General features: G+C 72.7%; 15 protein-coding genes and 1 tRNA gene. 2 read left to right on the top strand and 14 right to left on the bottom strand.

The window, feature by feature from the left end:
- The first annotated feature begins 35 nt into the window (after window positions 1–35).
- Entirely contained in the window at window positions 36–1499 is a 1464-nt protein-coding gene (locus J4709_RS20120; protein WP_208242966.1) for a N,N-dimethylformamidase beta subunit family domain-containing protein, read from the top strand.
- Between the two features lie 28 nt (window positions 1500–1527).
- Here J4709_RS20120 and J4709_RS20115 read toward each other — a convergent pair whose 3' ends face one another.
- The 11 genes from J4709_RS20115 to J4709_RS20065 all read right to left on the bottom strand — a co-directional run bounded on the left by J4709_RS20115 (window position 1528) and on the right by J4709_RS20065 (window position 10694).
- Window positions 1528–2067: a hypothetical protein gene (locus J4709_RS20115; protein ID WP_208242964.1), complete on the bottom strand. Its 540-nt coding sequence runs from the start codon at window positions 2065–2067 to the stop codon at window positions 1528–1530.
- Window positions 2068–2111: 44 nt separating this feature from the next.
- Window positions 2112–3107, bottom strand: a complete 996-nt coding sequence (locus tag J4709_RS20110; RefSeq protein ID WP_232383782.1) for an aminotransferase class V-fold PLP-dependent enzyme — start codon at window positions 3105–3107, stop codon at window positions 2112–2114.
- Between the two features lie 55 nt (window positions 3108–3162).
- Window positions 3163–4113, bottom strand: a complete 951-nt coding sequence (locus tag J4709_RS20105; protein ID WP_208242960.1) for an NAD-dependent epimerase/dehydratase family protein — start codon at window positions 4111–4113, stop codon at window positions 3163–3165.
- A 13-nt stretch (window positions 4114–4126) separates the two neighbouring features.
- Window positions 4127–4720 (bottom strand): dihydrofolate reductase family protein, encoded by a 594-nt coding sequence (locus J4709_RS20100; protein WP_208242957.1) that lies wholly within the window; start codon window positions 4718–4720, stop codon window positions 4127–4129.
- A 59-nt stretch (window positions 4721–4779) separates the two neighbouring features.
- Complete coding sequence (locus tag J4709_RS20095; protein ID WP_208242955.1) at window positions 4780–5625, bottom strand: helix-turn-helix domain-containing protein; 846 nt, start codon at window positions 5623–5625, stop codon at window positions 4780–4782.
- Window positions 5626–5671: 46 nt separating this feature from the next.
- Window positions 5672–6742: an endonuclease/exonuclease/phosphatase family protein gene (locus J4709_RS20090; protein ID WP_208242953.1), complete on the bottom strand. Its 1071-nt coding sequence runs from the start codon at window positions 6740–6742 to the stop codon at window positions 5672–5674.
- Window positions 6743–7044: 302 nt separating this feature from the next.
- Window positions 7045–7118, bottom strand: a tRNA-Ala gene (locus J4709_RS20085).
- Between the two features lie 52 nt (window positions 7119–7170).
- Window positions 7171–7761, bottom strand: coding sequence for a divisome protein SepX/GlpR (gene sepX / locus J4709_RS20080; RefSeq protein WP_208242951.1), 591 nt, complete (start codon window positions 7759–7761; stop codon window positions 7171–7173).
- A gap of 224 nt (window positions 7762–7985) precedes the next feature.
- Window positions 7986–8606: a GNAT family N-acetyltransferase gene (locus J4709_RS20075; protein WP_208243335.1), complete on the bottom strand. Its 621-nt coding sequence runs from the start codon at window positions 8604–8606 to the stop codon at window positions 7986–7988.
- A gap of 85 nt (window positions 8607–8691) precedes the next feature.
- Entirely contained in the window at window positions 8692–9798 is a 1107-nt protein-coding gene (gene nagA, locus J4709_RS20070; protein ID WP_208242949.1) for an N-acetylglucosamine-6-phosphate deacetylase, read from the bottom strand.
- Entirely contained in the window at window positions 9795–10694 is a 900-nt protein-coding gene (locus J4709_RS20065; RefSeq protein WP_208242948.1) for an SIS domain-containing protein, read from the bottom strand. Before J4709_RS20065 ends, nagA begins: the two co-directional genes overlap by 4 nt.
- A 140-nt stretch (window positions 10695–10834) precedes the next feature.
- Between J4709_RS20065 and J4709_RS20060 the strand changes: the two genes are divergently transcribed.
- Window positions 10835–11620 (top strand): DeoR/GlpR family DNA-binding transcription regulator, encoded by a 786-nt coding sequence (locus J4709_RS20060; RefSeq protein WP_208242946.1) that lies wholly within the window; start codon window positions 10835–10837, stop codon window positions 11618–11620.
- On the opposite strand, the gene J4709_RS20055 is transcribed toward J4709_RS20060, so the two are convergent.
- The 3 genes from J4709_RS20055 to glp are packed head-to-tail and all read right to left on the bottom strand — an operon-like array spanning window position 11617 to window position 13783.
- Complete coding sequence (locus tag J4709_RS20055; RefSeq protein WP_208242944.1) at window positions 11617–12093, bottom strand: MogA/MoaB family molybdenum cofactor biosynthesis protein; 477 nt, start codon at window positions 12091–12093, stop codon at window positions 11617–11619. The two genes, J4709_RS20060 and J4709_RS20055, sit on opposite strands and share 4 nt — an antisense overlap.
- Window positions 12094–12101: 8 nt before the next feature.
- On the bottom strand, window positions 12102–12581 hold the full coding sequence (gene moaC, locus J4709_RS20050) for a cyclic pyranopterin monophosphate synthase MoaC (RefSeq protein ID WP_208242942.1): 480 nt from the start codon (window positions 12579–12581) through the stop codon (window positions 12102–12104).
- Window positions 12578–13783 carry a molybdotransferase-like divisome protein Glp gene (gene glp, locus J4709_RS20045; protein ID WP_208243333.1) on the bottom strand — a complete coding sequence of 402 codons (1206 nt, stop codon included), beginning with the start codon at window positions 13781–13783 and terminating at the stop codon, window positions 12578–12580. The genes moaC and glp overlap by 4 nt, the downstream gene beginning before the upstream one ends.
- Window positions 13784–13803: the final 20 nt, after the last annotated feature.

Genomic DNA, 13803 nt, shown 5'->3' with positions numbered 1-13803 from the left:
CGCTTGGGGTACCGGTCGCGCTGGTGTTGCTCTCGATGGTCGTCCTGGTAGGCGGATGCTCGACGTCCCACCACTCGGGTAGCGGACGGTCAGGGAAGGCGGCGGTCGCGGAGACGGCCGAGAACGCCAAGCCCGGCACGGCGGACTGGCAGATCCGCCACAAGGGAGCCGCGCACGAGATCGAGGGATACGCCGACCATGTGAGCGTGCTCCCAGGACAGTCGTTCCGGCTGTTCGTCTCGACCACGACGCCCGGATTCACCGCCGAGGCGTTCCGGATGGGCTGGTACGGCGGCGCCGAGGCGCGGCGAGTCTGGCGGTCCGGGCAGGTCGCGGGCGTCCGGCAGGGCGCGCCCCGGATCGACGCGACGACCCACACCGTGTCGGCGCCGTGGCGGCCGTCGCTGACCGTGCCCACGTCCGGCTGGCCCGCGGGCAGCTACCTGGTCAGGCTGACCGCCGCGTCGGGCGCGCAGCGGTACGTGCCGGTGACCGTCCGCTCGCCGAACACCGCCGGACGCGTCGTCGTGCTGAACGCGACCACCACGTGGCAGGCGTACAACATGTGGGGCGGCTACGACCTGTACAAAGGCCCGTCCGGCGGCGACACCGACCGCGCCCACGCGGTCAGCTTCGACCGCCCCTACGACGACACCGGCGCGGGCAAGTTCATGACCTACGAGCAGCCCGCGATCGCGCTCGCAGAGAAGCAGGGCGTACCGCTGGCCTACGCGACCGACAACGACCTGCACGCCGACCCCGGCGTGCTTAGCGGCGCGCGCGGCCTGCTCAGCCTGGGGCATGACGAGTACTGGTCGTCCACGATGCGACAGCGTGCGACGCAGGCCCGCGACCACGGCGTCAACATCGCCTTTCTGGGCGCCAACGCCGTCAACCGCCACATCCGGTTCGGCTCCACGTCCCTCGGCGCCGACCGGCTGGTGATCTGCTACAAGGACTCCACGGCCGATCCGATGTCCAAGACGAATCCGGCGGAGACGACGCAGGACTGGCGGCTGCCGCCGATGCCGCGCCCGGAGAGCGACATCATCGGCATCCAGTACATGTGCTTTCCGGCCGAAGGCGCGTTCACCGTCTACGAACCCGATTTCTGGCTGTTCCACGGCACCGGCGTCCGCGCCGGGACGCATTTCCCCGGCATGGTCGGCCCCGAGGCCGACGCGCTGAACCGGGCCGGCCCGACGCCGTCCACCCTGGAGATCGTCGCGCGTTCCCCTATCACCTGCGGGAACAGCCCGGCGGTCGCGAACGCGTCCTATTACACGACCCATAGCGGAGCGGGCGTGTTCGCCACCGGCACCATGCGGTGGGTGTGCTCGATGCGCGGCCGCGCCTGCGGGCACGGCGTCACCGACGCCGGGCGCGCGTTCGTCACGCAGGTCACCGGGACGCTCGTCCGCGCGATGGCCGCCGGCCCGCTCGGCCGCACCCACCCGTCCCGCCCCAACACGAAGGAACTGGCCAGCGCTCCAAAATGAGCGTCCGCGACCGCGCGAACATGGCCGGTCATCCGTTCTCTTCCTTGACCTCCAGCGCACCTCGGGCCAGGCCGATGAACGTGACGTAGGACTCCCGGAAATCCCGGTAGGCGGCGTCGTACGCCTCACGCCGTTCAGGGCCGTCGTCACCGATGAGCGCCTTGAGCAGGGCCTGCACGCGCCGTGCGAGATCGCGGACGCGATCGGCCGCATCGGAGACCTCGGCGGGGCCGTCGAGCCGGACCTCGTGCATGGCCCTGTTCATGTCCCCGATGGCCGGGCCGATGCGCTCGTACATCTGCATCAGGAGCCGGTCCCTGGCCGCACGGTCCGGCGCCGCGTCGACGTCGTCGATCTGCCACGTGACCGCGTTGAACGCGTGCACGCAGGTCATCATCTCCCGGTAGGCCGACCGGCGCCGGTCGCTCTGCTCGCGGAGCGCCTGCGCCCGCGCGGTCGTCCGGGCCTGGGCCAGCGCCGCGCGCAGCGTCGCCCGGGAGGTGACGTAACTGGCCCCGAGTGCGGTCAGCGCGGTGAGGACGCCGACCCACAGTCCGCTGTTCGCCATGGACGAAGAGTCTGTCAGCCGAACCCGGCGGCACGGGGCCGTGATCAGCCGAGCGCCGCGATGGCGGTGTCGACGTCGGCCTCCGTCGTGTAGAGGTGGAAGGCCAGGCGCGCCGCGCCCTTCCGCACCGACGCCCGGATACCGGCCTCCGCGAGCCGCTCAGCGGCCCCCGGACGGGCGACGCTGACGATCGCGCTGTCGCCGGGCGGCATGCCGAGGCCCGCCCGGAACCGATTCGCCATCCCCACGTCATGGTCGTGGATCGGCCCTATGCCGATCTCCAGGAGCAGCTCCAGCGTCGGAGCGGCCGCGACGTAGGAGAACCAGGGAGCGGCGATGTCGAACCGGCGGGCGTCCTTGGCCAGCCGCAGCGGCGGGCCGTAGGAGGCGTCGCCTTCACCGGCGTACCAGTTGGCGGCGATCGGCCGGATCCGGTCGCGCACGGCCGGGCTCACGTAGCAGAAGGCGGTGCCGCGCGGGCACATCAGCCACTTGTACGCCGAGACGGCCAGGACGTCGAAGGGCGCCGCGTCGACCGGGAGCCAGCCGACCGCCTGGGTGGCGTCGGCGACGACGAGCGCGCCGTGCGCCCGCGCCGCCGCGACGACCGCGCCGGCGTCGGCGACCTCGCCCGTCGCGGACTGGACGAGGCTGAAGGCGACCGCGTCGGTGCGCTCGTCGATCGCGCCGGGCAGGTCGGCGGGCGGCACCGTCCGCACGTCGAGGTCCTGCACGAGCCAGGGGAACAGGTTCGAGGTCTGCTCGACGTCGGGGACGACGACGCGCGAGCCGGGCGGCAGCGAGGCCGCGACCGGCGCCAGCACCTGCGCGGCGGAGGTGCCCACGGCCACGTCCTCGGACGCGACGCCGGTCAGCCGCGCGAACGCCTCGCGCGCCCGGCCGGTGGACCGGTCCCACTTGTCCCAGCCGTTGGCGCCGCGCCGCCACTCGGCCAGCGCGCCCTGCAGCTCCTCGAAGGCCGGCTCCGGCGGGATACCGTAGCTGGCGGTGTTCAGCCAGCCCGGCTCCGGATCCCACATATGTACCGCTTCGTCCAGCTTCACCCTGGTGAGCTTAGAACGTCACGTCGGCCCCTCAGCGCTCATGCTCCCTCAGCCAGCCGACATAGTCGGGCACGGCCCGCTCGACGTCGTATTCGGGCCGGAACCCGGTGTCCTCCCGCAGCCGCGTGATGTCGAGGTAGCCGCTCGCGGGCTTGCCGGGGTCGCGTCCCTCCGGGAGCTCGATGTCCGCGCCGGGAACAGCGGCGTTGATCGCATCGACCACCTCGCTGTAGTGCACCAGCCGTCCGCTCGAGACGTTGTAGACCCGGTGGTTCAGCCGCTCGGTGAGCATGAGCAGCGCGATGGCCCGGCCGCAGTCCTTCACGTAGCAGAGGTCCGTGGCGTCTTCGGCGTACGCGGCCGGACGGGGCGGCGTCAGATCGGGGTCCTCGCCCAGGACCGCCGCGCTGAGCAGCCGCGGAAGCGCGAAGAACGGCGAGTCGGGCAGGCCGAGCGGCCCCCAGATCGTGCCGATCCGCAGGCTCACCGTCTCGAACCCGGCACTGTCGCCCGCCAGCGCGGTGAACAGCTCGGCCGTCTTCTTGAACGCATGGATCTGGTGCGGCGCCACCGCCGGCAGCGGGGCGTCCTCCCGCCACGGAACCTCGTCCACTCCCACGTACACGCCGATGGAACTGGCGACGGAGAACCGCCGCACGCCCCACTCCCCCGCCGCCTTGAGCGCGTTGAACAGGGCGAGGGACTCGGCACGCAGGTACTCGACCGGATCGGGCAGGTCGAACCGGCCCGCCGCGAGATGCACGATGCCGGTGATCTCATGCCGCTTCCCGATGTCCAGGAACGCGGCCTCGTCCGTGGTGTCGAGCCGCTCGACGACGACCCGGCCGTGCGGCTCGCCGTCGAGGAACTCGGGCAGCCGGGTGGACCTGTGCGCGGTGAGCACGACGGATTCGCCCAGGTCCAGCAGCGCCCGCGCGGTATGCGACCCGATGGAACCCAGGCCGCCGGTTACGAGAATCATTCGTTCCTCAATGTCAGCGCTGGACGGTGTAGTGGAGGTGCAGCACGCGATCGCCCTGGACCACCGCGTCGGGGTCTCCGAGCAGGACGGTGCCGACGTGGTCGCCGAAGAACCGCACCCCCTCCCCCAGGACCACCGGAGCGACGTCCATCGCCACCTCGTCGACGAGCCCCGCCGAGAACGCCTGGCCGCCGACGTCGCCCGCGCACACACAGACCAGACCGTCCCCCGCGAGCTCCTTGGCGAGCGCGACGCCCTCCTCGACCGAGCCGGCCGTGTGGAACGGCGCGTCCGGGAACCTGGCGAGCCACTCGTCCGGCAGCGGCCGGTGCGTGACGACGACGAGCCGCTCGCCCGCGGCGGGCACGCCCGACCAGCCGTCCGTGGTGTCGAACAGGTGGCGTCCGATCACCGTGACCTTGACGGCGTCCCAGAACGGCTGGACGTAGTCCGCGGAGGCGCGGCCGACCTTGAACTGCCACTCGTCATTGGCGCGGACGGTCACATCGCCGTTGCCGTACCAGTCGAACAACGGCCCGACCGTGTCGTCGGGATAGGCGATGTAACCGTCCGCCGAAACCACGGCCTGCATGATGACCTTGGCCATCTCATCGCTCCTCATTCATCCGAAGCCCGCACGAGCGGGGCGCTTTCCCGGACCAGACGCTAGGCGGGCATCGGCCGCCGCTCTTGTACGAAACGGCCATCCCCCGGCCGGAGCATCGGCAGATAGGACGCGGCGTGATCATGCCCGCACGCGCACGCCGAACCCGTCTGCGCGAGAAGCACGCCCGGAGTCACGCCGACGAGCCGGCGGCACTCGCGGCCGAGGTGCGCCTGGTCGGTGTAGCCTGTCTCGACCGCCCACCGTGCGAGGTCGACGTCCAAGGCGTCCTCGTCGACCGACGCCTGAACACGGGCTATGAAGCCCTGCAGGCGCAGAATGCGCTGCAATTCCTTCACGCCGACGCCGACCGACGCCCGGCACCGGCGCCGCAACTGGCGTTCGGAAATGGACAGCAGCGCGGGCAGGGCCGCGGGCTTCCCGCCGCGCCACGGCATGAGGTGCCGGACGACCTCGCCCACCAGCGGGTCGCGCACCCCGGCGGACCGCGCGGCGAACGACTGGAGATGCCCGAGCGCGACCTCGGGCGTGGCGGCGTCCCCGAGCAGATCCGTCAGACGGCCCAGACCGCGCCACAGCTCGGTGCCCGCGACGTCCTGGTCGACCAGTTCGTCGGCCGGCATCCCGGCGAGCCCGCCGAGCACCCCCGGCCTCAGCCGCACCCCGACGACCGTGCCCCCAGCCGGAATGTCCTGGTAGATGGCCGAGGTAAGGGGCCCGACCAGCCGCGGCGCCTCACCGAGCACGCAGCGCAGCTCGGCGCCTCCGTGCGGCACGAGCCGCTGCGCGACCGGCCGCTCCCCGACCCGCTGGATCCACACCAAGGACGCCACCGCCGCGAGCGCAGGCACCGGCGCCCGCTCCACGAAGGACGATTCTCCGGCCATCCGGCCATCCTGCCGAAAGGCACGGACATCCGGCCGCCCTATGGACTTACCAGCCGATTCCAGCCCCCACCGGACGGTGGTCGCTGCCGGTGGCCGGCAGCACCCATGAGCTCTTCGGCTTCACGCCGCGGACCAGGATCTGGTCGATCCGCACCATCGGGAACTCCGCCGGCCAGCTGAAGCCGAAGCCGTCCCCGGCCGCGACCTGGGCCGAGCGCAGCCGGGAGGTGAGGCCGTCGAACACGCGGTCGTCCGTGGTGCCGTTCAGGTCGCCGAGCACCACCACCCGCTTGTCCGGCTCGGCGGCGACGGCCCTGCCGAGCGCCTGCGCGTTCCTGTCCCGCGAGGTCGTCGCGAAGCCGCCCCTCGGATTCACCCGTGCGGACCCCAGGTGGGCCACGTACACCGCCAGCGGACCCCGCTTCGTGGCCACCGTGGTGCGCAGCGCCCGGGAGTAGGACAGCTTGACGGCGGCCGGCTTGGTCTTCGCCAGCGGCCCGTAGTCCGTCTCGATGTCGACCGGCCGGGTGTCCGACAGCGGCAGCTTGCTCCACACTCCGACGGTGCCCTGCACCGCGTGGAAGGGATACGCCTTCGCCAGCTCCTTCTCGTACGTGCCCTTGTCCCGCTGGGTCAGCTCCTCCAGCGCCAGCACGTCCGCCTTGGAGGCGACGAGGTCCCTCGCAGTGCCCGCCGGGTCGGGATTGTCGGCGCCGACGTTGTGGCTGACCACGGTCAAGTCCGCCCCCGAATGGGACTTGTCCGTGAGCAGCCCGCCGAAGAGGCCCAGCCACACCACGACCGGCAGCACCAGCGCGACCACCGCCGAAGCGGAACGCCGCCACAGCGCCCCGACCAGCAGCACCGGGACGAACAAGCCGAACCACGGCAGAAAGGTCTCCACCAGGCTGCCGAGATTCCCGATCCGGTTCGGTATCGCCGCGTGCAGCAGCATGACCAGGCCCAGCAACACGGCCAGCGCCGCGAGCACCAGGCCGCGCCTCCAGGGCTCCGGCCGGCCGATCACCCGCCGGACACCATCGCGCCAGGTACCCGAACCGGTCTCCCGGTGACCGGCATCGTCCTGTTCGGCCTCCGCCGTCTCCACCTGCGCCATCGTCCGCCCCCGCTCACTGCCGCATCAGGCCGGCGACTCGGCCGCGCCTCGGCTCCCGATGCTAAAAGCCGGCACATATCGTCGACGTATCAAAAACCACGCACCCACCCGACCGCCGACCACCATGACGGACGCCACCGCAACGCTCACATCAGCACTCAGGAGAGGGATCCCGACGCTCTACGGGCCACACGCACAGCCGCGCTGTCGCCATACCAACGGCCGGTGGCGACGTACCTGCAAATGACTAGAGGCCGATCTAGGATCTCTCCTGAATCGGCCTCTGCCCTGCGAATCCTGGGTGGAGCTGAGGGGATTTGAACCCCTGACCCCCTCGATGCGAACGAGGTGCGCTACCGGACTGCGCTACAGCCCCAAGGACTCTGTAAGGTTAGCGCACTTCGAGGGGTGCTCGCGCACGCCGGGGGTCATTCGCCGACGGCGCGGCGGTCGTCGGCGTACTGGTCGAAGACCTCCTCCGGGGTGACCAGCTCGATGACCTCGGCGGGCTCGGCGGCCTCCTCGGCGCGGCGGGCCTCCAGGGCGCGCGCGCGGGCGGCGGCGCGGGCCTCGGCGGCGGTGCGGCGGCGGGCGGCGTCCATGCCGACGGCGGTGCGCAGCAGGGTGAGATGGCCGCCCAGCAGCAGCGTCGGGGGCAGCGTGACCCACCAGGGCAGCAGCCCGGACGCGACCAGGGCGACGGCGGTGACGAGCAGGGCCGCCAGGCCGGACGTGCGGCGGCGGCGCCGGGCGATGACGGCGGCGCGGGTCGCCGGACGGCGGGTGCGCGGGGCCTCGGCCTCCTGGGGCTCGTCGGCCTCGTGCGGCTCCTCGGCGTCCTGGGGCTCCTCCGGGGCCTCCGGGGCGTCCGTGGTCTCGGTCTCGTCGTCGAGGTCGTCGGCGCGCTTGTGGAGGAGCCGGGTGATGCCGGTGTTCTCGGTGTCGCGGCGCAGCCACATGGGGACCAGGACGACGGCCCAGACCGCGACGATGGCGAGATAGAGGACGGCGCTGCTCACGCGGTCACCGCCTCGGGCCGTCCCAGGGCACGCCGAATCAGCGGGCCGACTTTCGGCGCGCGGGCGTGCAATGGGAGCAGGGTCACGCCCCGCACGGTACGAGCCGGTGTCAGAGGTTGACGAGCATAAGGGGCGGTGTGTCGCGAGATCGATGCCGCCGTTACTCTCCGTTTGCCGAGTCTTCTCGATCGCAGGATTCTTACGCGGCGAAAGTCACCCTGGACTCAAGTGCGCCGGGGAAATGCCTGTTTGCGTTCGGCCAGCCAGCGGGCTCGCAGGCCACCGGGGACGTCCTCGACGGTCAGGGCGTAGCAGAGGTGGTCGCGCCAGGCGCCGTCGATGTGCAGATGGCGGCGGCGAATTCCTTCTTCCCGGAATCCGAGCTTTTCGACGACGCGGCGGCTGGCGGCGTTCTCCGGGCGGATATTGGCTTCGAGGCGGTGCAGGCCGACGGTGAAGAAACAGTGGTCGACGGCGAGGGCGACCGCGGTGGGAATGACGCCGCGGCCGGCGACCTGCTTGTCGACCCAGTAGCCGATCTGGGCGGAGCGGGCCGAGCCCCAGACGATCGCGCCGATGGTGAGCTGGCCGGCGAAGCGGTCCTCGTGGGTGACGACCCAGGGCAGCGCGAGGCCCTGGCGGGCTTCGCGGCGCATCGTGTGGACCATGCTGACGTAGGGTCCGAGCCCGCTGCGGAACAGCGGCGTCTCGGGGTTGGTGGGCTCCCAGGGGCGCAGCCAGTCGGCGTTGCGTACCCGCAGCTCGCGCCAGGTGGCGGCGTCGCGGTGCCGCAGCGGTCGCAGCCCGACGGGACCCTCGGTGAGGGTGACCGGCCATCCCCGCAATCGTTCCACGGTTCCATGATTCCCTGGTAGGACCTGCGAACGCCATCCATTGTGGCCGGGAAAATAGTGCGCGGTACGGCCCGGGTCACACCCAGCGGCCGGCCTTCATCACGCGGTGGACCGACATGTCGTTGTTCAGAACGACAAGGTCGGCGTCCTTGCCGGTTTCGAGGGAGCCGACGCGCGAGTCGACGCCCAGCGCGCGCGCCGGGACGAGGGACGCCGCCACAGCGGCCTCTTCGATCGGCAGTCCGAGGACGGTGACGGCGCGGCGGAACGCGTCGGCCATCGTGATCGTGCTCCCGGCGATGGACGTCCCTCCGGCGAGGGTGGCGCGGCCGTCGCGGACCTGGACGTCCATGACGCCGAGCCGGTAGTCGCCGTCGCCCATGCCTGCGGCGGCCATCGCGTCGGTGATCAGCGCGACGCGGCCGGGGGCGGCGCGCAACGCCAGCCGGCCGACGGCGCCCTCGACGTGCACGCCGTCGTTGATCAGCTCGGCGGTGACGCGGGGGTCGCTGAGGGCGGCGGCGACCGGGCCGCCCTCGCGGTGGTGCAGCGGCCGCATGGCGTTGAACAGGTGGGTCGCGACGGTGGCGCCGGCGTCGAACGCGGCGCGGGCCGTCTCGCCGGGCGCGTCGGTGTGCCCGACGGCCGCGATCACGCCGGCGTCGGCGGCGTCGCGGACGAGGTCGAGCGCGCCGGGCAGCTCGGGCGCGAGGGTGATCATGCGGAGCCGGCCGCCGCCGAGCCGGGCGAGGCGGGCGAACTCGGCGCGGTCGGGGGCGCGCAGGAGGCCGGGGTCGTGGGCGCCGCAGCGGTCCCGGGCGAGGTAGGGGCCTTCGAGGTGGACGCCGGCGATGAGGCCGTCGGTGGCGAGGTCGGCGAGGGCCGCGACGGCGTCGGCGAGCTCGCCGGGCGTGCCGGTGACGAGGCTGGCGATGGTCGTGGTGGTCCCGTGGGCCAGGTGGAAGCGGGCGGCCCGTTCCGCCTCTTCGGGACGTCCGGTCTGGTAGGACGCGCCCGCGCCGCCGTGGACGTGCATGTCCACGAAGCCGGGGACGACGAACCGGCCTTCGAGGTCGACGGTCTCGCCGGTGGACGACGGGGCGAGCCGGCCGCCGTCGACGTGCAGGGTCCCGGACGTGACGCCGCCGGGCAGGACGATGCGGGCGTTCGCCAGGTTGGTCACCGGACGTCCAGGATGACCGAGCGGGTGAGGTTGCGCGGCCGGTCGGGATCGTCCCCGCGTGCGCGGGCGATCTCGACGGCGAGCCGCTGGGCCCTGATCAGGTCGGCGAGCGGGTCCAGCGGGGTCGTGATCATCGTGCCGCCGGCCTGCGCGACCTGGCCGGCGAGGCCCGCGGGCGGCTCGCCGAACATCCAGGCGACGCGGCCGGGGCCGGTGACCGCGATCGGGCCGTGCCGGTACTCCATGGCGGGGTAGGACTCGGTCCACGCGCCGGCGGCCTCGCGCATCTTGAGCGCGGCCTCGTGCGCGAGGCCGATCGTCCAGCCGCGGCCGAGGAAGGTGAACTGGTCCGCGGCGACGGCCGCGGCGGGCAGCGGCTCGGCGACGGCCCGCTCGGCGTCGGCGATCACCGCGGCGACGTCCTCGCCGAGGTGGGCGCGGAGCAGGACGAGCTGGGTCGTGGCGTAGCGGGTCTGCACGACCGAGCGCTCGTCGGCGTAGTCGAGGACGATGATCTCGTCGGCGGCGTTCATCACCGGCGTCGCGGGGTCGGCGGTGATCGCGACGGTCGGGGTCGTGCCGCGCACGCGCGCCAGCACGTCCAGGACCTCGGTGGTCGTTCCGGAACGCGACAGCGCCAGCAGCCGGTCGTAGCGGCGGCCCGCCGGGAACTCGGACGCGGCGAACGCGTCGGTCTCGCCGTGCCCGGCGGCCTCGCGGAGCGCCGCGTACGCCTGCGCGACGAACCAGGACGTCCCGCAGCCGATCACCGCGACCCGCTCGCCGCGGCGGGGCAGCACCGGCGCGAGGTCCGCGGCCGTCGCGGCGGCGCGCCGCCAGCGGTCGGGCTGGGACGCGATCTCGGCCTCGGTGTGCCCGCCGCCGCGCTCCGCCATGCTCCGCTCCCTCTGCAGCCGTCTGCGTGTTCCTGCTTGTTCAATACCAAGTCTGAGCAGAAAAGACCATAGTGGTGCATCGCTAGAATCCAGGGCGGAGCCGTCCCGCAGGGCCGTCCGCGTACCGGAAAGGGGCCGGGGTGACACGCCACGAACGCTGGAACGCGCTGCTCGGAATGCTCGCGGACGCCGGCCGGCTGAGCGTCGAGGAGGCGGCGGACCGGATGGCGGTGTCGGCCGCGACGATCCGCCGCGACTTCGACCAGCTCGCCCAGCAGCAGATGCTCACCCGCACGCGCGGCGGCGCGGTCGCGCAGAGCGTCAGCTACGACCTGCCGCTGCGCTACAAGACCGCGCGCCACGCGACGGAGAAGCAGCGGATCGCCGCCGCGACCGCCGAGATGGCCCGGCCCGGGGCGATCATCGGGCTGAACGGCGGCACCACGACCTCCGAGGTCGCGCGGGTGCTGGCGACGCGCGCCGACCTGCACGCCGAGGGCGGCTCCCCGGCGATCACCATCGTGACGAACGCGCTGAACATCGGCACCGAGCTGGCCGTCCGGCCGCACGTGAAGATCGTGCTGACGGGCGGCGTGCCGCGCCCGCAGTCCTATGAGCTGACCGGGCCGCTCGCCACCGGGATCTTCGACCACGTGACGCTGGACGTGGCGATCCTCGGCGTCAACGGGGTGGCCGTCGAGCACGGCGCGACCTGCCACAACGAGGGCGAGGCGGACGTCAACCGGCTGATGGCCGAGCGCGCCGACCAGGTGGTCGTGGTCGCGGACGGCTCGAAGGTCGGCCGCCGCGCGTTCGCCCGGATCTGCGACACGAGCCGGATCGACGTGCTGGTCACCGACGGCGCCGTCCGGGACGCCGACGTCGCTTCCTTCACCGAGGCGGGCGTCCGGGTCGTCCAGGTCTAACCCGCTGCGGGCCGCGGGTGGTCGCCGCCGCCGATCTGGTCGACGGCGTGCGCCAGGACGCGGCCGAGCACGGCCATGCCGTCGCGGACGCCGCCGGTCGAGCCGGGCAGGTTGACGATCAGCGTCCGCCCGGCGAGGCCCGCGAGGCCGCGCGACAGGATCGCCGCGGGCACCTTGTCGCGGCCCTCCAGCCGGATCGCCTCGGCGATCCCCGGCACCTCGCGCTCGATGACCGTCCGGGTCATCTCCGGCGTCCGGTCGGTCGGGGTGAGGCCGGTGCCGCCGGACGTCACGACGACGTCGTAGCCCTGGCCGACCGCGTCCCGCAGCACCTCGGCGACCGGCTCCCCGTCCGGCACCACCACCGGGCCGTCGACCTGGCAGCCGAGGTCCTCCAGCAGCTCGACCAGCACCGGGCCCGACTTGTCCGCATAGACCCCGGCGGCCGCGCGGTTGGACACGGTGACCGCCATCGCCCGGATCACCGGCGCCACACGCCGGTCTTGCCGCCGGTCTTCTCCTCGACCCGCACGTCGGTGATCACGGCGGCCGGGTCGACCGCCTTGACCATGTCGACCAGCGCGAGCGCGGCGACGGACACGGAGGTGAGCGCCTCCATCTCCACGCCGGTGCGGTCGGCGGTGCGCGTCACGGCCCTGATCGCCACGCCCTCGTCCAGGATCTCCAGCTCGACGGTGACGCCGTGCAGCGCGATCGGGTGGCAGAGCGGGACCAGGTCGGGGACCCGCTTGGCCCCCATGATCCCGGCGATGCGGGCGACCGACAGCGCGTCGCCCTTCGGCATGTCGCCGGCGCGCAGCAGCCCGACGCATTCGGCGGAGAGCCGGACGAACCCGGTCGCGGTCGCGGTCCGGGCCGACACGTCCTTGGCGGACACGTCGACCATCCGGGCCGCACCCTGGTCATCCAGATGCGAGAACTCGGTGCCCATGGCACTCATGGCAACCTCATCACTTCCACGTGCGAGCCGGCGGGCAGCGCCTCGGCGTCCTCCGGCAGTGCGATCAGCGCGTTCGCCATGGCGAGCGATCCGAGCTGGTGCGATCCCTGCGTCTCGGCCGGGGTGACGGTGTAGTGGCTGCGGTTGAACGACAGCCGCCCGCGCACGAAGTGCCGCAGCCCGGCAGGAGACTTGATGTCCTCGGCCAGGACGGCGCCGACGGTGGCCGGCGGTTCGGGCGGCAGCCCCTGCATGACGCGCAGGGCGGGACGCACGAAGACCTGGAACGAGACGTACGCGCTTACGGGATTCCCCGGGAGCGTGAAGATGGGCGTGCCCTCCAGCAGGCCGAACCCCTGCGGCTTACCCGGGCGCATGCGCACCTTGTGGAAACGCACCGTGCCGGTGCCGGACAGCACCTCCTTCACCACGTCCCTGGTGCCCATGGACACGCCGCCCGAGGTGATGATGGCGTCCGCGCGGACGAGCTGGTCCTCCAGCATCTCCATGACCTTGGCGGGCTCGTCATGGACGGTCGCCTGCCGGTAGCCGACTCCCCCCGCCTCCACCACTGCGGCGGTGAGCATGTAGCTGTTGGACTCCCAGATCTGCCCGGGAGCGAGCTGCCTACCCGGCTCCTGTAGCTCGTCCCCTGTGGAGACCACGACGACGCGCGGTTTCGGCCTGACGGCCACATGGGAGCGCCCTACGGCGGCGACCATGCCGATCTGCGTCGCGCCTAGCCGCGTCCCCGCCTCCACTACGGTCTGGCCCGCGAGAACGTCCTCGCCGGACCGGCGGATGTAGTTCCCGGCAGGTGCGGGGCGGCTGATGCGCACGGTCGCGGCGCCGCCGTCCGTCCACTCCACCGGGATGACCGCGTCGGCGCCGGCGGGCAGCGGGGCGCCCGTCATGATGCGGGCGGTCAGCCCCGTCCGGATGGCGGAGACGCCCGGGTCGCCCGCGACGATGTCGCCGACCACGGGAAGCGTGACCGGTTCGGCCTCGGTGGCCCCCGCGACGTCCGCCGCGACGACGGCGTAGCCGTCCATCGCGGAGTTGTCGAAGGGCGGCAGCGGGACCGGCGCGGTGACGGGCTCGGCGAGCACCGTCCCCTGCGCCTCCAGCAGCGCGAGGTCGAGCGGCGGCAGCGCCGCGACGCCGCCGAGGATCTCCGTCAGGTGCTCATCGACCGTTCTCATGCCCACGGCCCCAGTGTGAC

The organism is Actinomadura violacea (genome assembly GCF_017573465.1).
Lineage (GTDB): Bacteria > Actinomycetota > Actinomycetes > Streptosporangiales > Streptosporangiaceae > Spirillospora > Spirillospora violacea.
This window is presented reverse-complemented; position numbering and strand designations above follow the sequence as displayed.